This window comes from Nocardioides marinquilinus (assembly GCF_039543705.1).
Lineage (GTDB): Bacteria > Actinomycetota > Actinomycetes > Propionibacteriales > Nocardioidaceae > Nocardioides > Nocardioides marinquilinus.
This window is the reverse complement of record NZ_BAABKG010000002.1, coordinates 992,420-1,018,386: the sequence shown is the minus strand read 5'-3', so window position 1 is coordinate 1,018,386 and position 25,967 is coordinate 992,420. Positions and strand designations below refer to the sequence as shown.

General features: G+C 73.2%; 18 protein-coding genes. 5 read left to right on the top strand and 13 right to left on the bottom strand.

Annotated features, from left to right (window positions below; all coding sequences use genetic code 11):
- Positions 1-3 precede the first annotated feature (3 nt).
- Positions 4-1,095 (bottom strand): adenosine deaminase, encoded by a 1,092-nt coding sequence (locus tag ABEA04_RS10805; RefSeq protein WP_345458135.1) that lies wholly within the window; start codon positions 1,093-1,095, stop codon positions 4-6.
- Between the two features lie 44 nt (positions 1,096-1,139).
- On the opposite strand from ABEA04_RS10805, the gene ABEA04_RS10800 reads away from it, so the two are divergent.
- Both ABEA04_RS10800 and ABEA04_RS10795 read left to right on the top strand, forming a co-directional pair.
- Positions 1,140-1,595 carry a MaoC family dehydratase gene (locus tag ABEA04_RS10800; protein WP_345458133.1) on the top strand — a complete coding sequence of 152 codons (456 nt, stop codon included), beginning with the start codon at positions 1,140-1,142 and terminating at the stop codon, positions 1,593-1,595.
- Between the two features lie 49 nt (positions 1,596-1,644).
- Positions 1,645-2,334, top strand: coding sequence for a DedA family protein (locus ABEA04_RS10795; RefSeq protein ID WP_345458131.1), 690 nt, complete (start codon positions 1,645-1,647; stop codon positions 2,332-2,334).
- Here the strand turns inward: ABEA04_RS10795 and ABEA04_RS10790 are convergent.
- The 11 genes from ABEA04_RS10790 to ABEA04_RS10740 all read right to left on the bottom strand — a co-directional run bounded on the left by ABEA04_RS10790 (position 2,305) and on the right by ABEA04_RS10740 (position 17,232).
- Positions 2,305-3,588 (bottom strand): thymidine phosphorylase, encoded by a 1,284-nt coding sequence (locus ABEA04_RS10790; protein WP_345458129.1) that lies wholly within the window; start codon positions 3,586-3,588, stop codon positions 2,305-2,307. The genes ABEA04_RS10795 and ABEA04_RS10790 overlap by 30 nt on opposite strands.
- Positions 3,585-3,998, bottom strand: a complete 414-nt coding sequence (locus tag ABEA04_RS10785) for a cytidine deaminase (protein ID WP_425577006.1) — start codon at positions 3,996-3,998, stop codon at positions 3,585-3,587. The genes ABEA04_RS10790 and ABEA04_RS10785 overlap by 4 nt, the downstream gene beginning before the upstream one ends.
- Complete coding sequence (locus ABEA04_RS10780; protein WP_345458127.1) at positions 3,995-5,317, bottom strand: ABC transporter permease; 1,323 nt, start codon at positions 5,315-5,317, stop codon at positions 3,995-3,997. The genes ABEA04_RS10785 and ABEA04_RS10780 overlap by 4 nt, the downstream gene beginning before the upstream one ends.
- Positions 5,314-6,609 carry an ABC transporter permease gene (locus ABEA04_RS10775; protein ID WP_345458125.1) on the bottom strand — a complete coding sequence of 432 codons (1,296 nt, stop codon included), beginning with the start codon at positions 6,607-6,609 and terminating at the stop codon, positions 5,314-5,316. The genes ABEA04_RS10780 and ABEA04_RS10775 overlap by 4 nt, the downstream gene beginning before the upstream one ends.
- Positions 6,606-8,126 carry an ABC transporter ATP-binding protein gene (locus tag ABEA04_RS10770; RefSeq protein ID WP_345458123.1) on the bottom strand — a complete coding sequence of 507 codons (1,521 nt, stop codon included), beginning with the start codon at positions 8,124-8,126 and terminating at the stop codon, positions 6,606-6,608. The genes ABEA04_RS10775 and ABEA04_RS10770 overlap by 4 nt, the downstream gene beginning before the upstream one ends.
- Before the next feature lie 184 nt (positions 8,127-8,310).
- Positions 8,311-9,438 carry a BMP family lipoprotein gene (locus ABEA04_RS10765; RefSeq protein WP_345458121.1) on the bottom strand — a complete coding sequence of 376 codons (1,128 nt, stop codon included), beginning with the start codon at positions 9,436-9,438 and terminating at the stop codon, positions 8,311-8,313.
- 166 nt (positions 9,439-9,604) lie between these two features.
- Positions 9,605-10,819, bottom strand: a complete 1,215-nt coding sequence (locus ABEA04_RS10760) for an amidohydrolase (protein ID WP_345458119.1) — start codon at positions 10,817-10,819, stop codon at positions 9,605-9,607.
- A gap of 117 nt (positions 10,820-10,936) precedes the next feature.
- Positions 10,937-12,025, bottom strand: coding sequence for a ScyD/ScyE family protein (locus ABEA04_RS10755; RefSeq protein ID WP_345458117.1), 1,089 nt, complete (start codon positions 12,023-12,025; stop codon positions 10,937-10,939).
- A gap of 180 nt (positions 12,026-12,205) precedes the next feature.
- Positions 12,206-13,201, bottom strand: coding sequence for a methylmalonyl Co-A mutase-associated GTPase MeaB (meaB, locus tag ABEA04_RS10750; protein WP_345458116.1), 996 nt, complete (start codon positions 13,199-13,201; stop codon positions 12,206-12,208).
- A 129-nt stretch (positions 13,202-13,330) separates the two neighbouring features.
- Positions 13,331-15,490 (bottom strand): methylmalonyl-CoA mutase, encoded by a 2,160-nt coding sequence (scpA, locus tag ABEA04_RS10745; protein WP_345458115.1) that lies wholly within the window; start codon positions 15,488-15,490, stop codon positions 13,331-13,333.
- Complete coding sequence (locus tag ABEA04_RS10740) at positions 15,487-17,232, bottom strand: methylmalonyl-CoA mutase family protein (protein ID WP_345458114.1); 1,746 nt, start codon at positions 17,230-17,232, stop codon at positions 15,487-15,489. The genes scpA and ABEA04_RS10740 overlap by 4 nt, the downstream gene beginning before the upstream one ends.
- 98 nt (positions 17,233-17,330) lie before the next feature.
- Between ABEA04_RS10740 and ABEA04_RS10735 the strand changes: the two genes are divergently transcribed.
- Positions 17,331-19,208, top strand: a complete 1,878-nt coding sequence (locus ABEA04_RS10735) for a sulfatase-like hydrolase/transferase (protein ID WP_345458112.1) — start codon at positions 17,331-17,333, stop codon at positions 19,206-19,208.
- A 1,019-nt stretch (positions 19,209-20,227) separates the two neighbouring features.
- Here the strand turns inward: ABEA04_RS10735 and ABEA04_RS10730 are convergent.
- Positions 20,228-21,946, bottom strand: a complete 1,719-nt coding sequence (locus ABEA04_RS10730; RefSeq protein WP_345458110.1) for a glycoside hydrolase family 13 protein — start codon at positions 21,944-21,946, stop codon at positions 20,228-20,230.
- 87 nt (positions 21,947-22,033) lie between these two features.
- On the opposite strand from ABEA04_RS10730, the gene ABEA04_RS10725 reads away from it, so the two are divergent.
- Positions 22,034-22,498 (top strand): hypothetical protein, encoded by a 465-nt coding sequence (locus ABEA04_RS10725; protein ID WP_345458108.1) that lies wholly within the window; start codon positions 22,034-22,036, stop codon positions 22,496-22,498.
- 74 nt (positions 22,499-22,572) lie between these two features.
- Positions 22,573-25,803 carry a response regulator gene (locus ABEA04_RS10720; RefSeq protein WP_345458106.1) on the top strand — a complete coding sequence of 1,077 codons (3,231 nt, stop codon included), beginning with the start codon at positions 22,573-22,575 and terminating at the stop codon, positions 25,801-25,803.
- Positions 25,804-25,967 lie beyond the last annotated feature (164 nt).

Here is a 25,967-nt window from a genome sequence, read left to right as displayed (position 1 = left end):
TGATCACCCGCTGATCAGCCGCTCGTAGCCCGGCTTCACGATGCCGTCGATGATGGCGAGCCGCTCGTCGAAGGGCAGGAAGGCCGACTTCATCGCGTTGATCGTGAACCAGCGCAGGTCGGGCAGGCCGTAGCCGAACGCCTCGACGAGCGCGGTCATCTCGTCGGTCATCGAGGTGCGGCTCATCAGCCGGTTGTCGGTGTTGACCGTCACCCGGAACCGCAGCCGCGTGAGCAGCCCGATCGGGTGCTCGGCGATGCTGGTGGCCGCGCCGGTCTGCACGTTCGAGGCCGGGCACATCTCGAGCGGGATGCGCTTGTCGCGCACGTAGGAGGCCAGCAGACCGAGCTCGACCTCCCCGTCGTCCTTCACGGTGATGTCGTCGGCGATGCGGACGCCGTGCCCCAGCCGGTCGGCGCCGCACCACTGGATGGCCTGCCAGATCGACGGCAGGCCGAACGCCTCGCCGGCGTGGATGGTGAAGTGCGAGTTCTCGCGCTGGAGGTACTCGAAGGCGTCGAGGTGGCGGGTCGGGGGGAAGCCCGCCTCGGCGCCGGCGATGTCGAAGCCGGCGACGCCGCGGCCCCGCCAGGCCACCGCCAGCTCGGCGATCTCCATCGAGCGGGCCTGGTGGCGCATGGCCGTGAGCAGCTGGCGGACGACGATCGGCGTCCCGTTCGCCTGTGCCGCGGCGACGCCCTGGTCGAAGCCCTCCTGGACGGCGGCGACGACCTCGTCGAGGGTCAGCCCCTGCTCGACGTGCTGCTCGGGCGCGTAGCGCACCTCGGCGTAGACGACGCCGTCGGCGGCGAGGTCCTCGACGCACTCGCGGGCCACCCGCGTGATGGCCGGGGCGGTCTGCATGACGCCGACGGTGTGGTCGAAGGTCTCGAGGTAGCGCACGAGCGAGCCGGAGTCGGCCGCCTCGGCGAACCAGGTGCCGAGCGCCTCGGCGTCGGCGTCGGGCCCGACGGGCAGCTCGTGGCCGACCTCGCGGGCCAGCTCGAGCACGGTGGCCGGCCGCAGGCCGCCGTCGAGGTGGTCGTGCAGCAGCACCTTCGGAGCCGCGCGCACCTGCTCGCGTGTAGGTTCCATCCGGTCATCCAACCACCGCCGCGCGGCACCGCAGGAGGCACCCGATGCGCACCCTCTCCACGCTCGACGAGATCACCGCGGCGGTCGGCGACGAGCTCGGCAGCGGCGAGTGGCTGACCATCGAGCAGGACCGGGTGCAGACCTTCGCCGACGCCACCGGCGACCACCAGTGGATCCACGTCGACATCGAGCGGGCGAACGCCGGTCCCTTCGGCGGGCCCATCGCGCACGGCTACCTCACGCTGTCGCTCATCCCGTTCCTCGGCTCGACCGCGTTCGCCCTCGAGACCCCCGGCGCCCGGCTCAACTACGGCCTGAACAAGGTGCGGTTCCCGAACCCGGTGAAGGTGGGCCAGCGGGTGCGCGACACCGTCACGCTGCTCGCGGCCGACCGGGTCGGCGCCGGCGTCCAGGTGACGATGAAGCACGTCATCGAGATCGAGGGCGAGACCAAGCCGGCCTGCGTGGCCGAGATGCTGGTGCTGCTGCTCGACGGGTGACCCGACCGGTGACCCGGCGGGGTGGGGTCGCCCCCGTAGGTTCGGGGCCGTGAGCAGCGCGGCGAGCACGGGGCCAGGCGACCTCGGCGGGGTGGCCGGGTGGGCCGTCGACGTCATGGCGGCCCTCGGTGCGCCCGGCGCCGGCCTGCTGATCGCGCTCGAGAACCTGTTCCCGCCGCTGCCCAGCGAGCTGATCCTGCCGCTGGCCGGGTTCGCGGCGTCCCAGGGCCGCATCGGCCTGGTCGAGGCCATCGTGTGGACGACGGTCGGCTCGGTCGTCGGGGCGCTCGCGCTCTACGGCCTGGGGGCCAAGCTCGGCCTGGCCCGCATCGAGGCGATCGTCGACCGGCTGCCGCTGCTCGAGCTCGACGACGTCGAGCGCACCGTGGCGTGGTTCGAGCGCCACGGCGACAAGGCGGTGCTGCTCGGCCGGTTCGTGCCGCTGTTCCGCAGCCTGATCTCGATCCCCGCCGGCGTGACGCGGCTGGGCGTCGTCCGGTTCACGGTGCTGACGACGCTCGGCAGCGCCATCTGGAACACCGCGTTCGTGCTGGCGGGCTACCAGCTGGGCAACGAGTGGGAGCGCGTCGAGGGCTGGCTCAGCCCGGTGCAGAACATCGTGATCGTCGTGGTGGTGGTCGCCGTGGCCTGGTTCGTCAGCCACCGCTGGCGCCGCTCGCACCGCGAGCGCAAGCGGCGCCGTGCCGCCTCAGCCGATGCGGTCGATGACCAGGGGTGAGTCGGGCGCCTCGTCGGCCTCGCCGATGTCGTAGCCGCCCTCGAGCGAGGCCAGCGCCCGCTCGAAGCGCGCCGGCTCGTCGGTGAGCAGGGTGAGCAGCGGCTCTCCCTCGCGCACCGGGTCGCCCGGGCGCGCGTGCCACACCACGCCGGCCCCGGCCTGCACGGGGTCCTCCTTGCGGGCCCGGCCGGCACCGAGGCGCCACGCGGCCAGGCCCACGGCCATCGCGTCGAGGCGGGTGAGCACGCCGGAGCGCGGCGCGCTGACGACGTGCGCCTCCTTGGCCTCGGGCAGCGGGGCATCGGGGTCGCCGTCCTGGGCGGAGATCATGGCCCGCCACGCGTCCATGGCCGAGCCGTCGGCCAGCTTGTCGGCGGGGTCGACGTCGTCGCGCCCCGCGCCGGCCAGCATCTCGCGGGCGAGGGCGAGGGTGAGCTCGACGACGTCGTCGGGCCCGCCGCCCTCGAGCACCCGCACCGACTCGGCCACCTCGATGGCGTTGCCGGCGGTGTAGCCGAGCGGGGTCGACATGTCGGTGAGCAGCGCGACGGTGTGCACCCCGGCGTCGGTGCCGAGGGCGACCATCGTCTCGGCGAGCTCGCGGGCGCGGTCGACGTCCTTCATGAACGCGCCGGTGCCGACCTTGACGTCGAGCACGAGCGCACCCGTGCCCTCGGCGATCTTCTTGCTCATGATCGACGACGCGATCAGCGGGATCGCCTCGACGGTGCCGGTGACGTCGCGCAGCGCGTAGAGCTTCTTGTCGGCCGGGGCGAGGCCGTCGCCGGCGGCGCAGATGACGGCGCCGACCGACTCGAGCTGGCTCATCATCTCCTCGTTCGACAGCGCCGCCCGCCAGCCGCGGATCGACTCGAGCTTGTCGAGGGTGCCGCCGGTGTGGCCGAGGCCGCGGCCCGAGAGCTGCGGGACGGCGACGCCGCACGCCGCGACGAGCGGCGCGAGCGGGAGGGTGATCTTGTCGCCCACGCCGCCGGTGGAGTGCTTGTCGGCGGTGGGCCGCGAGAGCGAGGAGAAGTCCATGCGCTCGCCCGAGGCGATCATCGCCCGGGTCCAGCGCGCGATCTCGGGCTGCTCCATGCCGTTGAGCAGGATCGCCATCGCCAGGGCCGACATCTGCTCGTCGGCGACGTCGCCCCTCGTGTAGGCGTCGACGACCCAGTCGATCTGCGAGTCGCTGAGGACGCCGCCGTCGCGCTTGGCGCTGATGACCTCGACCGCGTCGTGCCCGCTCATGCTCGCGCCCTCTCGAGGTCGTCGGGACCGAAGGCCTGCGGCAGCACCTCGGACATCGGCAGGACGCCGGCCGGCGTCTCGACCAGCAGGTTGGCGCCGCCGTTCTCCCAGAGCAGCTGCCGGCAGCGGCCGCACGGCATGATGACCTCGGCCTCGCCGTTGACGCACACGAAGTGGGTCAGCCGGCCGCCGCCCTCGGCGTGCAGCTGCGAGACCAGGCCGCACTCGGCGCACAGCGTGACGCCGTAGGCGGCGTTCTCGACGTTGCAGCCGACCACGGTGCGGCCGTCGTCGACCCGCGCGGCCGCGCCGACGCGGTAGCCGCTGTAGGGCGCGTAGGCGCGCGCGTTGATGGCCACGGCCTCGGCCCGCAGGGCCGCCCAGTCGAAGTCGTCCACGGGCCCGCTCACGACTTCACGTACGGCTCGCCGTCGGCCGCCGGGGGCCGCACGCGCCCGACGAAGCCGGCCACGGCGATGACCGTGGCGATGTAGGGCATGGCCTGGATGAAGGCCGGCGGGATGCGGTCGAGCTGGCCCAGCTGCACCTCGATGGTGAGCATGAAGCCGAAGAACAGCGCCGCCAGGGTGCCGCCGACCGGGTGCCAGCGGCCCATGATGACCGCCGCCAGCGCGATGAAGCCGTAGTTGGCGCTGACGCCGTTGTCGAAGGTGCCGTTGGAGCCGACGGTGAAGAAGGCGCCACCCAGGCCGGCGAAGACACCGCCGAGCAGCACGGCCTGCCAGCGCACCCGGTTGACCTTGATGCCCACGGTGTCGGCGGCCTTCGGGTGCTCGCCAACCGAGCGGACCCGCAGGCCCCACTTGGTCTGGTAGAGCAGGAAGGTCACCAGCCCGATGGAGACGTACATGATGTAGACCAGCAGCGTCTGGTTGAAGAACGTCAGGCCGATCACGGGGATGTCGGACAGGCCCGGGATCGCGATGCGCTCGAGGATGAGCGGCGCGTTGAGGTACTGGCGGATGTCGGGGTCGCTCGGTATCTGCTTGAGCAGGAAGCTGGTGAAGCCTGTCGCGAAGGCCACCAGCACCACGCCGAGCACGACCTGGTTCACGTGGTAGCGCATGGCGAAGACACCCAGCATGGCCGCGATGCCGACGCCGGCGATGATGCCGCCCACCAGCCCCATCTCGGCGCTGTAGGCCAGGCTCGAGGCGACGGCGGCGAAGAACGCGCCGGCGATGAACTGGCCCTCGATCGCGATGTTGATGACGCCGGCCCGCTCGCACAGCACGCCGGCGAGCGCACCGAGCACCAGCGGGGTCGAGCGCCGCATCGCCTCGGGCAGCGGGTTGAAGAACGTGCGCGCGACGGCGCCGTCCTGGTCGGTGAAGTTCCAGATGATGAAGGCCGCCAGGAACGCCACGCCGACCAGCACGAACAGCACGCCGGCCCAGGCGTTGCGGGGCACGCGGTTGACCAGGGCGAGCACCAGGGACACCACGACGACCACCAGGCAGACGATCATCATCAGCTGGGTGTCCCACGGCTGGGGCCGGTCCTCCTTCGTGATCCGCTCGGCGAGCGAGTACTGGATCTCGAAGTCGTCGATGTCGAGGTAGAAGTAGCCCACCAGCAGCGCGACGATGCCGAAGACGACGATCAGCCGTCGCTGGCGGCGCACGTCGGCGCGGTCGCGCACCTGCGGGCCGGTCCCGGACGACGGCGCCGGGCCGCCCGGCTCGGCGGTCTTGTCGAGGAGGCTCACGATCCCCATCCCTTCGCCATGACGGTGGCTCCGCCACCGGACTCCTTGACCCGCATCAGCCCCTTGACCAGGGCCGGCGCGGCCACGAACAGCACGATCAGCGCCTGCAGCACGTCGGTCAGCTCACGCGGCGTGCCGGCCGCCTCCATCGCCCCGCCGCCGACGCTCATGGCGCCGAACAGCAGTCCCGCGAGCACGGTGCCCAGCGGGGTGGCACGGCCGAGCAGCGCCACGGTGATGGCGTCGAACCCGGTGCTGCCCACGACGCTGAGGCTCAGCGAGTCGCCGCGGCCCAGGACGCCGCTCAGCGAGGCGAGGCCGGCGAGGGCGCCGGCCAGCAGCATGGCCAGCGTGTAGACCTTCGGGATGCTCATGCCGGCGGTGCGCGAGGCGTCGGCGTTGGCACCGACGGCACGCAGCTCGAAGCCGAGCGTGCTGCGCTCGAGGATCCACCACACCAGCCCGGCGGCGAGGAACGCCAGCAGCACGCCGATGTGGACGCCGAAGATCTCCGGCAGCCGTGCCGAGTCGGCGACCGGCAGCGACTGCGGGTTGTCGCTGCCCGGCCGCTGGAAGGCGTCCTTGCTCAACGCGTAGGTCAGCACCGCCACCGCGATGTAGTTGAACATGATGGTCGTGATGACCTCGTGGGCGCCGGTGCGGGCCTTGAGCAGGCCGACGATGCCGCCCCAGACGGCGCCGCCGAGGATGCCGGCCAGCGCGGCGGCCACGACGTGCACGCCGCTGGGCAGGTCCCAGGTGAAGCCGACGTAGCCGGCGCACAGCGCGCCGATCGTCAGCTGGCCCTGGCCACCGATGTTGAACAGGCCCGCGCGGAAGGCGAGGGCGACGCTGAGACCGGCGCAGATCAGCGGCGCCGAGCGCTCGAGCGTGGTCGAGATGGCGGCACCCGAGCCGACCGAGCCGCGCACCAGCGCGGAGTAGGCCGACCAGATCGCGTCGCCGGAGCGGGTGAAGAAGTCCCACGGGTAGGAGGTGAAGTACGACAGCGACTCGATGACGCCGTCGTCGCTGATCGCGATGAGGACGGCGCCGATGACGAGCGCGATGAGGATGGCGCCAGCGGTGACCTTGGCGGTGGGCAGGTAGACGCTGAGGTCGAGCGGCCCGCCCGGTCGGTCGGCCGCCGCCATCGAGGCCTGCACCTGCTTGGCCGCGTCCTCACCACCGACCGCGTCGGGGTCGAGGACGTCGACGTGCTCGGCGTCCGGGTCGTGGGGCGTCCCGCGCCGCGGCTCGCGCGGCTCGGGCCCCTTCTCGAGGTCACTCATCGGGCGGTGCTCTCCTCGTCGGTCGTGGCGCCGGCCATCAGCAGCCCGATGTCCTCACGCGGCAGGTCGGGGTCGACGGTGGCCACGATGCGGCCGTCGTACATGACCGCGATGCGGTCGGAGAGGGCGTAGACCTCGTCGAGCTCGGTGGAGACGATGATGACCGCGGTGCCCTTGTCGCGCTCGCTGACGATGCGCTTGTGGATGAACTCGATCGAGCCGACGTCGACGCCGCGGGTGGGCTGCGAGGCGATGAGCACCTTCAGTGGCCGGCTGAACTCGCGGGCCACGACGACCTTCTGCTGGTTGCCGCCCGAGAGCGCCGAGACCGGCGTCGAGGCCGACTCGGTGCGGATGTCGAACTCCGCGATGCGCGCCTCGGCGTTGGCGCGGATCTCGTCGAGCCGCAGCGCGCCGCCGCGGGAGAACTCCTCGTGGCGGTAGAGGTCGAGGATCAGGTTCTCGCGCACGCTGAAGCCGCCGACGTAGCCGTCGTGGCTGCGGTCCTCGGGGATGTAGCCGATGCCGTCCTCGAGGCTCTGACGCGGGCCGTGCCTGCTGATGTCGCGGCCCTCGAGCAGGATCTGACCGGCGTCGGGCCGCACCAGGCCGAGCAGCGACTTGATGAGCTCGGTCTGGCCGTTGCCCTGCACGCCCGCGATGCCCAGCACCTCGCCGGCGCGGGCCTCGAACGAGACGTTCTTGACGACCTGGTGGCCGCGGGGGTCGATGACGGTGACGTCGCGCACCTCGAGCACCGGCTTGCCGACCGAGGCGGCCTCCTTGGTGACCCGCAGCGAGACCTCGCGGCCGACCATCATCTCGGCCAGCTCGGCCTCGCTGGCGGTGGGCGCGGCGGTGCCGACGACCTTGCCGCGGCGGATGACGCTGATGCGGTCGCCGACCGCGCGCACCTCGCGCAGCTTGTGGGTGATGAAGATGATCGAGGTGCCCTGCGCCTTGAGCTCGCGCATGATCTCCATGAGCTCGTCGATCTCCTGCGGCGTGAGCACCGCGGTGGGCTCGTCGAGGATGAGCACCTTGGCGTCGTTCGAGAGCGCCTTGATGATCTCGACGCGCTGCTGGACGCCGACCGGGAGGTCCTCGACCATCGCGTCGGGGTCGACGGCGAGGTGGAAGCGCTCGGAGAGCTCGCGCACCAGGTGCGAGGCCTTGCGGCGGTTCAGGACGCCGAGGCCGCGGGTCTGCTCGCGGCCCAGCATCACGTTCTCGGCCACGGTGAAGACCGGCACGAGCATGAAGTGCTGGTGGACCATGCCGATGCCCGCCTCGATGGCGTCGCCCGGCGAGCTGAAGCTGACCGGGACGCCGTCGACGACGATCTCGCCCTCGGTGGGGTCGAGCAGGCCGTAGAGCATGTTCATCAGCGTCGACTTGCCGGCGCCGTTCTCACCGAGCAGGCAGTGGATCTCGCCCGGCTCGATGGTCAGGTCGATGCCGTCGTTCGCCGTGAACGACCCGAACCGCTTGGTCAGGCCTCGGATCTCGAGCTTCATCGCGCTCCCCTCGCGCAGCGCAGCGACGTGCGCCTCACATCGTGGCGGTCCCGCCCGGGCTGGCTCACGCTAACCGATCGGGCGGACCGCAGGTCCCGGTGGACGACGAGGCCGGGCGGCGTGTGCCGCCCGGCCCCGTCTGGCGTCGTCGCCGACGCCGGTCACTCTGGTGGTGCGTGGTGCGTCAGCTGGTGGTGACCTCACCGGCGATGATCTGCTGGGTCAGCTCGTCGAGCCGGTCCTTGGTCTCCTGGTCGATCTCACCGTCGAAGTCGTGGAACGGCGCGAGGCCGACACCGTCGTTCTCCAGCGTGCCGGAGTAGAGCTCGTTCGAGAACGTGCCCTCGGCCGACTCCTTGATCGCCTCGGTCACGGCCACGTCGAGGCCCTTGACGACCGAGGTCAGCAGGATGTCGCCGTACTCGGTCGACTCGTAGCCGTCGGTGTCGACCCAGATGCCGAGCGCGCCGCCGTCCTTGGCGGCCTGCAGGCCACCGAGGCCGGCCGGACCGGCCACCGGGAAGATGATGTCCGCACCCTGCTGGATGAGGTCGGCGCCGACGCTCTGGCCCTTGCCCTTGTCCTCGAAGTCCTCGGTGAACGCGCCCTCGGAGCCGTCCCAGCCGAGCAGCTGGACCTCCTCGCCGGTGTCCTCGTTGTACTGCTCCACGCCGAGGCGGAAGCCCTCCATGAAGACGGTCACGGTCGGGATGTTCAGACCGCCGAAGGTGCCGACGATGCCCGACTCCGACTGGGCCGCGGCCAGGTAGCCGGCGAGGAACGACGGCTGGTCGGTCGCGAAGACGAGGCCCTTGAGGTTCGGGGCCGGCTTCTCGTAGGCGAAGTCGACGATCGCGAAGTCGACGTCCTTGTTCTTCTTGGCGGCCGCCTCGGTGGCGTCGCCGAGCAGGAAGCCGACGGTGGTGATCTCGTTGCAGCCCTCGCCGATGAGCTGGTCGATGTTGTCGCCGTACTCGGTGTCGCTGTTCGACTCGACCTGGGCGGTCTGGACGCCGAACTGGTCGGCGGCGTCGGTCTGACCCTTGAGCGAGGTCTGGTTGAACGACTTGTCGTCGAAGCCGCCCGAGTCGGAGACCATGCAGGCCTTGAAGTCGGGGTACTGGTCGCCGGTGGGAGCCGCGGTGTCGCTCGCGCTCTCGCTGGCGGAGTCGCTGCTGCCCGGCTCGGCCGGTGCCGACGACTCGGTGTTGTCGGCGCCGGTCTCCTCGTTGTCCTCGTCACGCTCGCCGCACGCGGCCAGCGAGAGCGCCAGCAGCGTGCTGACCGCTGCAATAGTCGCCGTCTTCCTCACGGACTTCCTCCTGATGTCTGGATGTCGCACCGCCCCGCGGCACGTCGCGACACCCTAATGGGACGATTCGCCGCCCGTGGCCGGCATCGGAAGAAAAGTTGCGACTGTTACCTGCCGGTGACCTGAGCGACGCGCGGCGCGCCCGCCACCCCCCGAGGAGGGGACCTCAGTCGCGCTGGTGGGCGGTCGCGGCGGCGACCGCGAGCACCCGCGCGCCGACCCCGATCGCCCGCTCGTCGACCCGCAGGTTGCCCTGGTGGAGGTCGTAGGTGGGGCCGCCCGGCGTGCGGGTGCCGAGCCGGAACATCGCCCCCGGCACGCTCTCGAGGTACCAGCCGTAGTCCTCGCCACCGAGGCTCTGCGGCACGGTGGTGACGCCGCCGGAGCCGAGCGTGGCCCGCACCGCGGAGGCGAGCACGGCGTTGCAGCCGGGGTCGTTGACCACCGGGGGCACGCCCTGCAGGTAGTCGACGGTGGCGGTGACCCCGTAGGGCCGGACGATGTCGTGCACGGCCTCGCGGATGATCGGCTCGCAGCCGGCCCACGCCTCGGCGTCGAGGATGCGCACGGTGCCCGCAGCCAGGCCGTGGCCGGGGATGACGTTGGGGGCCGACCCGGCGCGCACCACGCCCCACACGACGCTGACGCCGGCGCGGGGGTCCATGCGGCGGCTCAGCACGGCCGGCAGCTCGCTGGTGACCTTCGCGAGGGCGAAGGTGAGGTCGCCGGTCAGGTGGGGACGCGAGGTGTGGCCGCCGGTGCCCTCGAAGCGCACCTCGATGCGGTCGGCCGCGCTGGTCAGCGAGCCCGACCGCAGCCCCACGCGGCCGACGTCGACGCCGGGGTCGCAGTGCAGCGCGAAGACCCGCTGGACGTTCGCGAGGTGGCCGTCGGCGATGAGCGCCTTGGCGCCGCCGGGCATGACCTCCTCGGCGGGCTGGAAGAACAGCCGGACGCCGCCGGGCAGCTCGCCGCGCTCGTGCAGCTCGGCCAGCGCCATCGCGGCGCCGACCAGGCAGACGGTGTGGACGTCGTGCCCGCAGGCGTGCGCGACGCCCGGCACGGTGCTCGCCCAGGCCTCGCCGGCGACGTCCTGCACCGGCAGCGCGTCCATGTCGGCGCGCAGCGCCACGAACGGCGCCTCGCCGATCTCGGCGACGACGCCGGTGGAGCCGGTGGGGCCCGGGTGGGTGACCCGCCACCCGGCCCGCTCGACCCACTGCGTCACCAGCTCGGTGGTGCGGGTCTCGGCCCACGACAGCTCGGGGTGGGCGTGCAGGTCGCGGCGCAGGTCGACCAGCTCGGCGTCGTACTTGGCCACGACGTCGGTGGCGACCGCGGCGAAGGTGTCGGTCGCGGAGGGTGGGCTGGTCTCGGACATCGCCCTCCAGGCTAGTCCCGTTCGTCGGGTGCGGCGTCCGGGCGGGGGTGGGTCCGCGGCCCGGACGCACGCTGACCCGTCCCTTGCAAGGAACGGGTCAGCGTGATGGGTGTGCGGTCAGCGCTTGATGCGGACCAGGCGGCCGCCGTTCTCCTCGTCGAGGGCCTGGTCGGTGGCGTACAGGACGCCGCCGGCGATCTCGACGTCCGCGGGCAGGGCGGTGCGGGCGAACGGCTTGGCGGTCTTCTGACCGGGCAGCGCCCGGCTGACCTGCCCGCGGAACAGCTCGGCCACGAAGATGGTGCGGTTGGCCGAGACGGCCAGGCCGGTCGGGCTGACGAGGCCGGAGACGACCTTCTTCACGCTGCGCGTGGCAGGGTCGACGCGGTAGACCGCGCCGTTGGCGCCCAGGCTGCCGTCCTCCGGGCCGCCGGGCAGCGAGGTGACGTAGAGCGCCCCGTCGGGGCCGACCTCGACGTCGGTGGGCACGCTCTCGAACCAGTACGACTTGCCGACCACGCACTGCGGCATCTGGTTCGCCTCGGCGAAGGCCTGGGTGATCTTCACCGCGGTCGGCGGGATGACGGCGACGGTGCGCACGACGCCCGGCCGCGGCACGGTGAGGATCGCGTTGCCGCCGGCGTCGGCGACGTAGGTGCGGCCACCGGCCACCTGCGCGGTGGCGTAGGGGTGGCTGAAGGCCTCGCCGGTGTAGCGGCCCGGGATGCCCTCGGGCACCTTGGCGAGGCACTGCTTGCTCGCGAAGCGGAAGCCGTAGGTGACGCGGCCGTCGGGGTTCTTGGCGAGCTCGTGGGCGCGCAGGTCGGCCAGCTGCACGGCCTTGCCGCTGTCGCCGATGCCCATGAGGACGGCGCGGTTGCGGCCGCTGACGGCGAAGCGGACGTCGCCGCGACGCACCGAGACGGCGCCGACCTCCTGGCCGCGCTTCTTTGCCTGGAAGACGACCTCGGGCTTGCCCTTGCCCTGCTGGCGCAGGAGCGAGCCGGCGAAGTTCTGCGCGACGTAGCGCGTGCCGTCGCCGGAGACGGCGAGGCTGAGCGGGGTGACGAGGCCCTGGGCCAGCACGACGGGCTTGGCCGGTGCCGGGGCGGGAGCGGCGGACGACGGCGCCAGGCCGGTGCCCGCGAGGGCGAGGCCGGCGAGGGCGGCGGAGGCCGCGGCGAGGACGAGCGGACGACGAGGCATGGTGGACACTCCGATGGGTCGTTGACGGAACGAGGACGACCTTCCGCGGCTCGGTGTCCCGGGCGCGAGGGACGTCGGTCCCCCACTGTCCGGGCGCGGGTGTCCCGCCGACATGGCCCGGTCGGGCCATCCCGCACCGCCCGGGCGGGCTCGGACCGGTCGGGCTCGGACCGGCCGGGGTCAGGCTCGGTCGCCGTCGAAGGCGGCGAGGATGCGGTCGGCCGCCACCGTGGCCGGCAGCTCGCCGGCCAGCACGGCGTCCCGGACGTCGTCGCGCACCGCCCGCACGCCGGGCGAGCGCCGCAGCCGCTCGTCGAGGGTGTCGCGCACCAGCGCCCAGGTGAAGTCGAGCTGCTGCTCGGCCCGCCGGGCGGCGAGGCCGTCGGCGCCGAGGTGGTCGCGGTGGGCGAGCACCTGCTGCCACAGCTCGGCGATGCCGACGTCGTGCAGGGCCGAGCAGGTGACCACGGGCGGCGTCCAGGCATCGTGGCCGCGCACCAGGCGCAGCGCACCGGCCAGCTCGCGGGCGGCCGCGCGCGACTCCCCCTCGTGCTCGGGGTCGGCCTTGTTGACCGCCACGACGTCGGCGATCTCGAGGATGCCCTTCTTGATGCCCTGCAGCTGGTCGCCGGTGCGCGCGAGCGTGAGCAGGCAGAACGTGTCGACCATCCCGGCCACGGTGATCTCGGACTGCCCGACCCCCACCGTCTCGACCAGCACGACGTCGTAGCCCGCGGCCTCGAGGACCGCCATCGCCTGCACCGTGGCGCGCGCGACGCCGCCGAGGGTGCCGGCCGACGGGCTGGGGCGCACGTAGGCGTGCGGGTCGGCGGCCAGCCGCGGCATCCGGGTCTTGTCGCCCAGCACCGAGCCACCGGTGCGGACGCTGGAGGGGTCGACGGTCAGGACGCCGACCCGGTGGCCCTCGGCGGTCAGCCGGGTGCCGAGCGCCTCGAGCAGCGTCGACTTGCCGACGCCGGGCACCCCCGAGACCCCCACCCGCACCGATCGCGCCCCGGACCCCGAGCCCGTCGACGGGCGGGCCAGCTCGGTGAGCAGCTCACGCGCGGCCGCGCGTCGCTCGGGCTTGCCCGACTCGACCAGCGTGATCGCCTGCGCCACCGCCGCCCGGCGTCCCTCGCGGACGCCGGCGACGAGCGCCTCGACGTCGGTCACGGGACGCTGGTCGAGGTGCGAGGCCGGCCACGGCCGAGCCTCGAGACCGCGCAGCGGCGACGCGGACGCTCCCGAGACCGGCTGCGGAGGTTTCGAGGCTCCTGCGCTCGTTCCTCGCTCCGGAGCACCTCAACCACCGTCGTGACCCAGTGCCTCGCGCAGCGCGGCCAGCAGGTCGAGGGCCGACTCGGCGATGACGGTGCCGGGCAGGAAGACCGCGGCTGCGCCCATCTCCCGCAGCCGCGGGACGTCGTCGGGCGGGATGACGCCGCCGATGACGACCATGATGTCGTCGCGGCCCTGCTCGGCCAGCGCGGCCCTGAGCGCGGGCAGCAGCGTGAGGTGGCCGGCGGCCAGCGAGCTGACCCCGACGAGGTGGACGTCGTTGTCGACCGCCTGCTGGGCGACCTCCTCGGGCGTGGAGAACAGCGGGCCGACGTCGACGTCGAAGCCCATGTCGGCGAAGGCCGAGACGATCACCTTCTGGCCGCGGTCGTGGCCGTCCTGGCCCATCTTGGCGACGAGGATGCGGGGCCGGCGTCCCTCGGCCTCCTCGAACGCCTCGGTCTCGGCGAGCACCTGGTCGACCTTCGAGCCGTCGCCGCCGGACTCGTCGCGGTACACGCCCGAGATCGTACGGATGACGGCCTGGTGGCGGCCGTAGACCTTCTCGAGCGCGCCGGAGATCTCGCCCACCGTGGCCTTGGCCCGGGCGGCGCCGACGGCGAGCTCGAGCAGGTTGCCGGTCTCGCGCTCGGCGGCACCGGTGAGGGCGTCGAGGGCGGCGGTGACGGCGTCGCCGTCCCGCTCCGCGCGCAGCCGCTCGAGCTTGGCGATCTGCTGGCGGTAGACGTCGTCGTTGTCGACGCGCAGCACGTCGAGCGGGTCCTCGGCCTCGAGCCGGTAGGTGTTCACGCCGATGACCTGCTGCACGCCGGAGTCGATGCGCGCCTGGGTGCGCGCGGCGGCCTCCTCGATGCGCATCTTGGGGATGCCCTGCTCGATGGCGGCCGCCATGCCGCCGGCCTCCTCGGCCTCCTGGATGTGGCCCCACGCCCGCTCGGCGAGGTCGTGGGTGAGCCGCTCGACGTAGTAGGAGCCGGCCCACGGGTCGATGACCTGCGTGGTGCCGCTCTCCTGCTGCAGGAGCAGCTGGGTGTTGCGGGCGATGCGGGCGCTGAAGTCGCTGGGCAGCGCGATCGCCTCGTCGAGGGCGTTGGTGTGCAGGCTCTGGGTGTGGCCCTGGGTCGCGGCCATCGCCTCGATGCAGGTGCGGCCGACGTTGTTGAACACGTCCTGCGCGGTCAGGCTCCAGCCGCTGGTCTGGCAGTGGGTGCGCAGGCTGAGCGACTTCGGGTTCTGCGGGTCGAACTGCCGCACCAGCCGGCTCCACAGCGCCCGGGCGGCGCGCAGCTTGGCGACCTCCATGAAGAAGTTCATGCCGATGGCCCAGAAGAAGCTGAGCCGGGGCGCGAACGAGTCGACGTCGAGGCCGGCGTCCAGTCCGGCGCGGAGGTACTCGACGCCGTCGGCGAGGGTGTAGGCGAGCTCGAGGTCGGCCGTCGCCCCGGCCTCCTGCATGTGGTAGCCGGAGATCGAGATCGAGTTGAACCGCGGCATCCGCTCGCTGGTGAAGGCGAAGATGTCGCTGACGATCCGCATGCTCGGCGCCGGCGGGTAGATGTAGGTGTTGCGGACCATGAACTCCTTGAGGATGTCGTTCTGGATGGTCCCCGCGAGCTGTTCCGGCTTCACCCCCTGCTCCTCGGCCGCGGCGATGTAGAGCGCGAGCACCGGCAGCACGGCGCCGTTCATGGTCATCGACACCGACATCTGGTCGAGCGGGATGCCGTCGAACAGCGTGCGGGTGTCGTAGATCGAGTCGATGGCCACGCCGGCCATGCCGACGTCGCCGCGCACGCGCGGGTGGTCGGAGTCGTAGCCGCGGTGGGTGGCGAGGTCGAAGGCGACGCTCAGGCCCTTCTGGCCCGCGGCGAGGTTGCGCCGGTAGAAGGCGTTGGACTCCTCGGCGGTCGAGAAGCCGGCGTACTGCCGGATCGTCCACGGCTGCGTGGTGTACATCGTCGGGTAGGGCCCGCGCAGGAACGGGCTGAGGCCGGGCCAGGTGTCGAGGCCGTCGAGGCCGTCGAGGTGGTGCGGGCCGTAGACCGGCGCGACCTCGATGCCTTCCGGGCTGGCCCAGGACGGACCCTGAGCCTGTCGAAGGGCCGGCGGCGCCTCCGCATGACCGCCGAGGGCGAGTCCGGCGAAGCTCTTCGGAACGCTCACGACAGCGCCTCCCGGGTGCGGGTGAGGAACGCGTGGGCGTCGACGCCCAGCGCACAGGAGTCGTCGGCCCACTCGGCGGGCTGACCGGCCACCACGACGTGGCGCACGCCCGCCTCGCGCAGGGCGGAGGCGGCCGCCTCGCCCCACTGCTCGTAGGCGGCGTCGCTGCCCGCGAGGACGGCGACCGGCTGGCCCGCGTGGACGGCGACCAGGTCGTCGGGGCCCTCGGTGACCCCGGCCGCGTCGGCGCCGATGCCGCCGGCGGCGAGCAGGTTGGCGGCGAAGGTGGCGCGCGCGGTGTGCTCGGCGACGGTGCCGAGCGTGGCGAGCAGCACCCGCTCACGTGGCGGGTCGTCACGCAGCGCCTCGAACGCGGCGCCCCAAGGGCGCACGTCGTCCCACCCGGTCGACGGGGCGCGCTCGGGCAGGGTCTCGTCGACGACGGGGAACTCGGTGAGGCCGGTGATCGGACGGCGTCGGGTGGCGATCTCGGCGGTGCGGCGCTCGACCGTCTCGGCGATGCGCGCGTCGACGGCGGCGTCGAGATCGGTGCTCTCGTCGAGCTCGCCGAACAGCCGCCACGCGGCGACGGCGAGGTCGTCGGTCAGCTTCTCGACCGCCCACGCGCCGCCCGCGGGGTCGACGACCCGGGCGAGGTGCGACTCGCTGACGAGCAGGGCGCTGGTGTTGCGCGCCAGCCGCCGACCGAGCCGCTCGGGCCGGCCGAGGGGGCTGTCGAAGGGCAGCACGGTGACGGCGTCGGCGCCGCTCACGCCCGCCGCGAACGCAGCGACCGTGGTGCGCAGCAGGTTGGTGTAGGCGTCGTAGCGGCTCATCATCGGGCGACTGGTCACCGCGTGCAGCCGCATCGGCACCTGCTCGACGCCGCTGTGCTCGAGCACGGCGTGCCACAGCCGCCGGACGGCCCGCAGCTTGGCGATCGTCGGGAACTGCTCGTCGGTGGCGGCCAGGCGGAGCTCGACCAGCGCGGCCGCGCGGGCGACGTCCACCCCGTCGGCGGCGAGGCGGCGCAGGTAGGTCGCGACCGCGGCCATGGCCCAGGCGAGCTCCTGCACGTCGGAGGCGCCCCGGTCGTGCACGCCGGTGGCGTCGACGACGAAGCCGAGCACGCCGGCGTCGGCCGCCAGCGCCGCCTGCTCGCCCGTCGCGGCGCGGGCGTCGAGGCCGAGGTTGGAGCGCGGGTGGAGCGCCTGGCCGGTCTGCTCGGCCTGCTCGAGGAAGGCCTCGGCGAGCGCGGCGTCCCCGGGCAGCACCACGGGCGCCAGGTCGAGCAGCACCCCACCGAGCACGGCCGGCCACTCGACGGCGTCCGGCTCGACGTCGTGGGCGGTCAGCCAGAGCGAGGTGACCCCGCCCTCGAGGTCGGCCAGCAGCGCCTCGTTGTCGGCGCGCGGGTCGGTGCCGAGGTCGAGGTGCGCGCGCACGTCCCACTCCCCCGGGCCGTCGGGCCGGCCAGCGGTGACGACGTCGTCGAGCAGGCCGGGGACGCCGAGCGGGGCGACCTCGACGCCGTCGAGCGTGGTGCGGGTCAGCCTCGGCCAGACCAGCGCGTCGTCGTCGTCCTCACGCAGGCGTCGGGCCTTGCGCAGCACGGCCGCCGCGGCGGACTCCCACTCGGCCTGCGTGTGCTCGTCGCCCGGCTGCACCAGGCGCAGCGCGCCCTGCTCGGGCTCGAGGCCGGTGGGCTCGTCGAGACCGCCCTCGACGCTGACGTCGGTCATGGGCCCGAGACTAGGAGCGCCGTCCGCACGCGGCCCAGGGGGTGTGAGCCGTTCGGCGTTGTCGATCATCCCAATCGTCTTTGTATAGGTTGCTGGGCATGACCTCCCCCTCCCCCCGTCCGCTCTCCCGGCGCGGCGTCCTCGCCGGCGCCTCGGCGGCCACCGCTGCCACCGGCCTCGGCCTGCTGCCCGGCGACGCGGCCGCCGCACCCGGGCGCCCCCGCGTCCGGCCCAACATCGTCTGGCTCGTCAGCGAGGACAACGTCCCCGCGCTCGGCTGCTACGGCGACGCCGTGGCGAGCACGCCGAACCTCGACGCGCTCGCCGCCGACGGCGTCCGCTTCGAGCACCACTTCTCCATGGCGCCGGTGTGCGCGCCGTCGCGCTTCGGGCTGCTGACCGGCCTGTGCCCCGAGTCGTCGGGCCCGGCGCACCAGATGCGCGCCCAGGGCGAGCCGCCGGCCGACGCCGACACGCTCCCGCAGCTGCTGCGCGAGCAGGGCTACTACTGCACCAACAACGCCAAGACCGACTACAACGCCCCCTTCGACCCGGCGGCCATCTGGAACGAGTCCTCGAACAAGGCGCACTGGCGCAACCGGCCCGACGGCGCGCCGTTCTTCGCCGTCTTCAACGACAACACCACCCACGAGTCGCAGCTGTTCGGCGCCTACGCGGGCGGGCCGACGTCGCCCGCCGACGTCGTCGTGCCGCCCTACCTGCCCGACACCGACGTCGTGCGCCGCGACCGCGCCCGTTGGTACGACAACATCGCGACGATGGACGCCAACGCCGGGGCGCGCCTGGCCGAGCTCGAGGCGGCCGGCGTCCTCGACGACACCATCGTCTTCTACTACGGCGACAACGGCGGCGTGACGCCGCGCACGAAGCGGTTCTGCCTCGACTCCGGGCTGCGGACGCCGCTGGTCGTCTGGTTCGGACGCCGGGTGCGCCACCTCTCGCCGTACCGCGCGGGCGGCACGGTGCGACGCCCGGTCATGGGGGTCGACCTGCCGGTGACCGTGGCCGCGCTGGCGGGCGCGCGGCGGCCGCGGCACACGCACGGCACCTCGGTGCTGGCCGACCGCCGTCCGGGCGGCGACCACGCGTTCGGCATGCGCAACCGCATGGACGAGACCCACGACATGCAGCGCACGGTGCGCGACGAGCGCTACCGCTACGTGCGCAACTACCACCCGCACCGCATCTACGGGCAGCACAACGCCTACCAGTTCCAGCAGGCCGGCTACCGCGACTGGCGCGACCGGTTCGTGGCCGGCGGGCTCGACGAGACCCAGAGCCGGTTCTGGGGCTACAAGCCGTTCGAGGAGCTCTACGACCTGCGGTCCGACCCCGACGAGATCAACGACCTCGCCGGCGACCCGCGCCACCGGGGCACGCTGCGCCGGCTCTCGCGGGTGCTCGACGACCACCTCGTCGAGGTCGTCGACAACGGGTTCATCCCCGAGGGGCTGCCGGTCGAGGGCTACGACGACAGCCGGGCCCGGGGCGCCTACCCGATCAAGCGGGTCGTCGAGACGGCGAACGTCGCGGCCCGCGGCGACCGGCGTGACCTGCGCCGCCTGGTCAAGGCGCTCGACGACCGCGACGAGGTGGTGCGCACCTGGGCCGCGCTCGGCTTCGCCGTCCTCGGTGCGGACGCCGCCCCCGCGCGCGACCGGCTGCGGCGGGTGCTCGACCGCGACCCGTCGGTGCACGTGCGCATCCAGGCCGCCGAGGCCCTGGCCCGGCTCGACGAGCCGGGTGCGGTGCAGGCGCTCGCGCAGGTGCTGCGCACCGACCCGGGCGAGCGCACCCGCCTCGTCGCCGCCAACGTGCTCGCCGCGCTCGGCGAACGCGCCCGGCCGGTGATCGAGGACCTCCGCGCCGCCACCGCCGACCCCGACAACTACGTCGCCACCAAGTCGACCCACGCCCTCGACGTCCTCGAGGGCCGCTACCCCGCCCTCGGCTGACCACACACCCTGAGCCTGCTGAGGGGCCGCGCCGGTGGTTGAGCAGCGAGCGTCGTCGAGACCACCGGCCCTCCACGCTGACGCCACCACGGACCCTGAGCTCGTCGAAGGGCCACCAACGGTGGTTGAGCAGCGAGCCCCAGCGAGCGTCGTCGAAACCACCGGCCCACCACGCGAACGCCACCACGGACCCTGAGCTCGTCGAAGGGCCTGGACGTCGCCCGCGAACGTTCGCGTGATCCTCGCGGGGTCTCGACGACGGCCTCGCGCAGACGCTCGGCCTGCTCGACCACCGGAACTGCCGGTGGTTGAGCACCGAGCCCCAGCGAGCGTCGTCGAAACCACCGGGCGTCCACGAGAACGTTCGCGAGCGCTGTCCCTTCGACAAGCTCAGGGTCCGTGTGGGCGCGTTCGCGTTGACCTTCCGTGGTCTCGACGACGGCCTCGCGCAGACGCTCGGCCTGCTCGACCACCGGAGGTGCCGGTGGTTGAGCAGCGAGCCCTCGGCGAGCGTCGTCGAAACCACCGGCCCTCCACGCGAACGTTTTCGCGGGGGCCCTTCGACAAGCTCAGGGTCCGTGCGGGGGCGTTCGCGTTGACCTTCCGGGGTCTCGACGACGGCCTCGCGCAGACGCTCGGCCTGCTCGACCACCGGAACTGCCGGTGGTTGAGCACCGAGCCCCAGCGAGCGTCGTCGAAACCACCGGCCCTCCACGCGACGTTCGCTCTGGGCGCCCTTCGACAAGCTCAGGGTCCGTGTGGGCGCGTTCGCGTTGACCTTCCGGGGTCTCGACGACGGCCTCGCGCAGACGCTCGGCCTGCTCGACCACCGGTGGTTGAGCAGCGAGCCCTCGTCGAGCGTCGTCGAGACCACCGGCCCTCCACGCCGACGTTCGCACGTGGCGCCCTTCGACAAGCTCAGGGTCCGTACGGGGACGTTCGCGTCGAACGTGCGAGGTCTCGAGGCTCGGCCGTGGCCGGCCTCGCACCTCGACCGCCGTGAGTCGTCGTCGCCGTCCTCAGCGGCGGATCAGGACCGCGGTCTCCCAGGGGGTGAGGGACCACGTGCCGGCGGTGGGGTGGGCGGTGGTGGCGAGGAGGGGCTCGGCGTCGTCCCAGGTGGGGTCGAACCGGGCGGTGGCGGGCTGTGACGACAGGTTCGCCACGACCAGCAGCACGACGTCGTCCAGGCGGCGCGTGAAGGCATAGACCTGGGGGTGGTCGGGCAGCAGCATCGTGAAGTCGCCGTGGGCGACGACCGGCTCGTCGTGGCGCAGCGCGATCAGCGCACGGTAGTGGTGCAGCACCGAGTCGGGGTCCTCGCGCTGGGCGGCGACGTTGACCTCGACGTGGTCGGGGTTGGCCGGCAGCCACGGGGTGCCGGTCGTGAAGCCGGCGTGCTCGTCGGCGTCCCACTGCATCGGGGTGCGGGCGTGGTCGCGACTCTTGGCGCGGATCGCCGCCATCGCCTCCTCACCGGTCGCCCCGCGGGCCAGCAGCGCCCGGTGGGCGTTGACCGACTCGATGTCGCGCAGGTCGTCGACCGTCGCCAGCGGCGCGTTCGCCATGCCGATCTCGTCGCCCTGGTAGACGTACGGCGTGCCGCGGTGCAGGTGCAGCACGGTGGCCAGCGCCTTCGCCGAGGCGGCGCGGTACTCGGGCGAGTCGTCGCCGAACCGGCTCACGCTGCGCGGCTGGTCGTGGTTGCCGAGGTAGAGGCTGTTCCAGCCGACGTCGGCCAGGCCCTCCTGCCAGCGGCCGAGCGAGGCCTTGAGGTCGAGCAGGCTCATCGGGACGACGTCCCACTTGCCGCCGGGGCCGCTGTCGAGGTCGACGTGCTCGAACTGGAAGACCATGTCGACCTCGCGCCGCTCCGGGTCGGTGTAACGACGCGCCTCCTCCACCGAGGTCGCCGGTGTCTCGCCCACCGTCAACAGCCCTGCGGGCCGGTCGGCGAAGACCTCGCGGTGCATCTCCTGCAGGAACTCGTGCACCCGTGGCCCGTTGAGCACGAACGGGCCGGGGTCGCCGTGCGTCGTGGTGTCGATCGGTCCACCCGGGCCGCCGAGCTCGCCGTCCTCGAGGCCGGCCTTGCTGATCATGTTGATGACGTCCATGCGGAAGCCGTCGACCCCGCGGTCGAGCCACCACCGCATCATCGAGTACACCGCCTCGCGCACCTCGGGGTTCTCCCAGTTGAGGTCGGGCTGGCTCGGGGCGAACAGGTGCAGGTAGTACTCGCCGCTGTCGGGGTCGTAGGTCCACGCCGGACCCGAGAACGCCGAGCCCCAGTTGGTCGGCTCGGCACCCGGCTCGCCGCCGACGTGGCCCTCGCGCGGCGGCCGCCACCAGTACCAGTCGCGCTTCGCGCTGTCGCGGCCCGACCTCGACTCCTGGAACCACGCGTGGGAGCTGCTGGTGTGGTTGACGACGAGATCCATCACGAGCCTGATGCCGCGCTCGTGGAGGTCGGCGATCAGGCCGTCGAGGTCGTCGAGGGTGCCGAAGAGCGGGTCGACGTCGTGGTAGTCGCTGATGTCGTAGCCGTTGTCGTCCATCGGCGAGCGGTAGACCGGGCTCAGCCACACGACGTCGACCCCCAGCCAGGCCAGGTGGTCGACGTGCGCCCGGATGCCGGGGATGTCGCCCACGCCGTCGCCGTCGCCGTCGGCGAAGCTGCGCGGGTAGACCTGGTAGACCACGGCCGACTTCCACCAGTCACGGGGTGTCTCGCTCACGCGGGCGACGCTACTGGTCTGGTCAGCCCGGGCCACTGCTGCCTGATCCGCGGACGACGGTCCCCGGCCCGACCTACGCTGCGCGCCGTGATGACCCGCGACGCCCACGGCCGGCGCTGGCTCGTGCACCGCCGCTGGGCCGCCTGGCGCATGCGCACGCCCGCGCTCACGCGGCTGCTGCTGGCGCTCGTGCCGTCCCTGCTGTTCGGCGTCGGCGAGGGGGTCCTGCTCGTCGTCGGCGCCGTGCTCGCCGCCCTCGCCACGGTGCCGGCCGGTCTGGCGCTCGTCGCCTTCGTGGTCGAGACGCTGCTCGTCGTGGTGGTCACCCCGTTCTCGCTGCTCGGCCGTGCGCTGCTCGGTCGGCCCTGGACGGTGCAGGTGCGGCGCGGGTTGCTCGTCATCCACTACGAGGAGCGCGTCGGCCCGTGGGCGGACGCCGGACGGCGGGTCGCCGAGCTGGCGCACGACGTCCGGCTCGGGGCGGTGCCGCCGTGCAACGTCGACCCGCCGCGGGAGCCCGCCGAGCCGGCCGCCGCTCCCGGACCGGCCTAGAGCACCGACGACGACAACCCGCCCGGACCGGCGCTTTCCGCCCACGGTCGGGGTGGCTGCGCCACGATGACCCGGTGACGACCGACGACGGTGGCATGGGGGCCGCCGACGCCACGGGGAGCGGCGACGCGTCCTCGCCGCTGCCACCCGCCTGGATCCTCGACGCGGTGCCCGACGGCCTGCTGATGATCGAGGACGACGGCCGCGTCACCTACGTGAACCAGCCGATGGCCGACCTGCTCGGCGTCTCGCGCGAGGACGCAGTCCTGTTCACCGTCTACGACGCGCTGGGCGAGGAGGGGCAGGCCGAGTTCCGGCGTCACATCGAGCGCCGCGGCTCGGTCGCCGAGGACGGACACGACCGCGCCTACCAGCTGACCCGCCCCGACGGGACGCCGCTGTGGGTGCTGGTGCGGCACTCCCCCGTCGTCGACGGCGACGGCACGCTGCGCGGCTGGCTCTACCGCGTGACCGACCACAGCGACCAGCGCGCCCTGCTCGACGACCTGCGCAGCCGCGAGGCGCAGCTCACCGAGGCCCAGGCCATCGGTCGCATCGGCAGCTGGGAGCGCGACCTGCGCACCGACGACGTCGCCTGGTCGGCCGAGGCGCTGCGGCTGTGCCGGCTCGACCCCGAGGGGCCGCCACCCGAGGCGGGCCGGTTCTCCGAGCTCGTGCACCCCGACGACCGTGCCGCGGTGCGGCAGGCGTGGGTGGCGATGGTCGAGGGCGGGCCGGGCATCGACGTCGTCGTCCGCCTCGACGACGGCCCGCCCACGCGCTGGCTGCGGGTGCGCGGCCAGGTCGCGCGCGACGACGACGGCCGGCCGCTGCGGATCGGCGGCACGCTGCAGGACGTCACCACCACCCACGAGCAGGCGCAGGGCCTGGAGTTCCTCGCCGCCATGTCGTCGGCGGCCAACGAGGCGCGCACGCTGCAGGACGTCATGGTCGCCTTCGACACCGACGTGCGGCCGTTCGCGGTGTGGCCGGGCGTCGCCGTCGCCGTGCTCCGCGCGGTCGACGGCCCGGAGACCGATCTCGTGCACCTCGACCTGACCGCCCCGGCCGACCCGGCCGACCGCTCGGTGCCGGACGCCGCCCGCGCGCTGGTCGAGCAGGCCGTCGCCGCCCGCCGTCCCGTGCTCGGCCTAGGCCCCGACGGCACCCTCCTCGTCGCCGGCCCCGCCTACGCCGACGACCGGCTCGCGTGCGTCGTCGTCTCCGACACGCTGTCGTCGGCCGAGCCCGACGAGGCCCACCTCGCGGTGTTCCGCCAGATGCTGGCGCTGCTCGGCCACGTCGCCGAGCGCGAGCGCAGCGCCCACGACCTCGCCCACGCCCGCGACGAGGCGCTGAGCGCCTCGCGGGCCAAGTCGGAGTTCCTGGCCACCATGAGCCACGAGATCCGCACACCGCTCAACGGCGTGATCGGCCTGAGCGAGCTGTTGCGGCGCACCGAGCTGAACGGGCACCAGCAGCGGCTCGCCTCGGGCATCGACCAGGCCGGGCGCACCCTGCTGTCGCTGGTCAACGACATCCTCGACCTGTCGAAGATCGAGGCCGGCCGCCTCGACCTCGAGGAGGTCGACTTCAACCCGCGGCTGATCCTCGAGCAGAGCGTCGGCCTGGTGGCCGACCAGGCCCGCGAGAAGGCGCTCGAGCTCGTCGTCTCGAGCAGCGGCGACATGCCGTTCGCGGTGCGTGGCGACCCGGTGCGCTTCGGCCAGGTGATCACCAACCTGGTCTCGAACGCGGTGAAGTTCACCGCCACCGGCGAGGTCGTCGTCCGCGCCCGCGCCGTCGAGCGGGACGACGCCGACGACCTGCGCGTGCGGATCGAGGTGCGCGACACCGGCGTCGGCATCAGCGCCGAGGCGCAGGCCCGGCTCTTCGACGCCTTCACCCAGGCCGACAGCTCGACGACCCGCGAGTACGGCGGCACCGGGCTCGGCCTGGCCATCAGCAGCCGCATCGTCGCCGCGATGGCCGGCGAGATCGGCGTCCAGAGCAGCCCCGGCGAGGGCAGCACGTTCTGGTTCGAGGTCGACCTCGCCGAGCCCGTCGGCGAGCGCTCCCCCCGCGACCTGGCCCGCGAGAACGCGGTCGGTGGGCTGCGGGTGCTGGTGGTCGACGACAACGCCACCAACCGCTACCTGCTCACCGAGCAGCTGACGGCCTGGCGGGTCAAGGTCGCCGCGGTGGCCTCGGCCTACGAGGCGCTCATGGAGCTCGACGCCGGCGTGCGGCGGGCCGCGCCCTACGAGGTCGCGCTGCTCGACTTCATGATGCCCGGCGCGGACGGCGGCCAGCTCGCCCGCATCGTGCGCGCCGAGGAGCGGCACGCCGGCACCCGGCTCGTGCTGGTCTCCTCCGGCGCCGACCCCACGCCGCAGTGGCTCCGCGAGCGCGGCCTCGACGGCTACCTCCTCAAGCCGGTGCTGCCCTCCACGCTGCTCGACACCCTCGCCACGCTGGGCGGTCGCCTCGAGGCCGCTGGTGCCGAGGCCGGTGACCGGGACGGCGAGGAGCCGGCCGTCGTCCCGCACCTGGGGCGGGTGCTCGTGGTCGAGGACAACCCCATCAACCAACTGGTGGCCGAGGGCGTGCTGACCCGGCTCGGCTACGAGGTGGTGATGGCCGACAACGGCGCCGAGGGCGTGGCGGCCGTCGCCGACGACCCCGGCGGCTTCGCGATCGTGCTCATGGACTGCCAGATGCCGGTGATGGACGGCTTCAACGCCACCCGCGCCATCCGGGCGGTGCAGACCGACGGCCCGCGCACCCCGATCATCGCGATGACCGCCGCCGCCGTCGCCGAGGAGCGCGACCGCTGCCTCGAGGCCGGCATGGACGACTTCCTCACCAAGCCCATCGACGTCGAGCTGCTGCAGCAGACGCTGGCCCGCTGGCACCCCGGCACCCCGGCGCCCCCGCCGGCCCCGGCCGTCGTCCGCTCCGGGGCCGGGGCGCGGCTCGGCGAGCTGCTCGACACCGACGGCATGGACGCCGGCCTCGTCGCCCGCATCGTGGCCCACTTCCGCGACCAGGCACCCGCGGCGCTCGCCGAGGTCGAGGACGACGTGCGCCGCGGCGACGCGGCCGGGCTCGCCGCCCACGCCCACACCCTCGGCGGCAGCGCCGCCAACCTCGGCCTCACCGTGGTCGCCTCCCGCTGCGCCGAGCTCGAGCGGACGGCGTCCACCGGCACGCTGCCGGACCAGCACCGTCTCGCCGAGCTGCGCGACGCGCTCGCGCTCGCCGACGCCGAGCTGGCGGCCTTCACCCGCGACAGGCTGGGCTGAGGTCGGAGGCCCTTCGACAGGCTCAGGGTCCGTGCGAGCGACCTGGCAACGACGGGCCGGCGGTCTCGAGGCTCGTCGCCAGGGCTCCTCGCACCTCGACCATCGTCAGGACGATCTCAACGATGGTCGAGGGGCGAGGCCGGCCACGGCCGAGCCTCGAGACC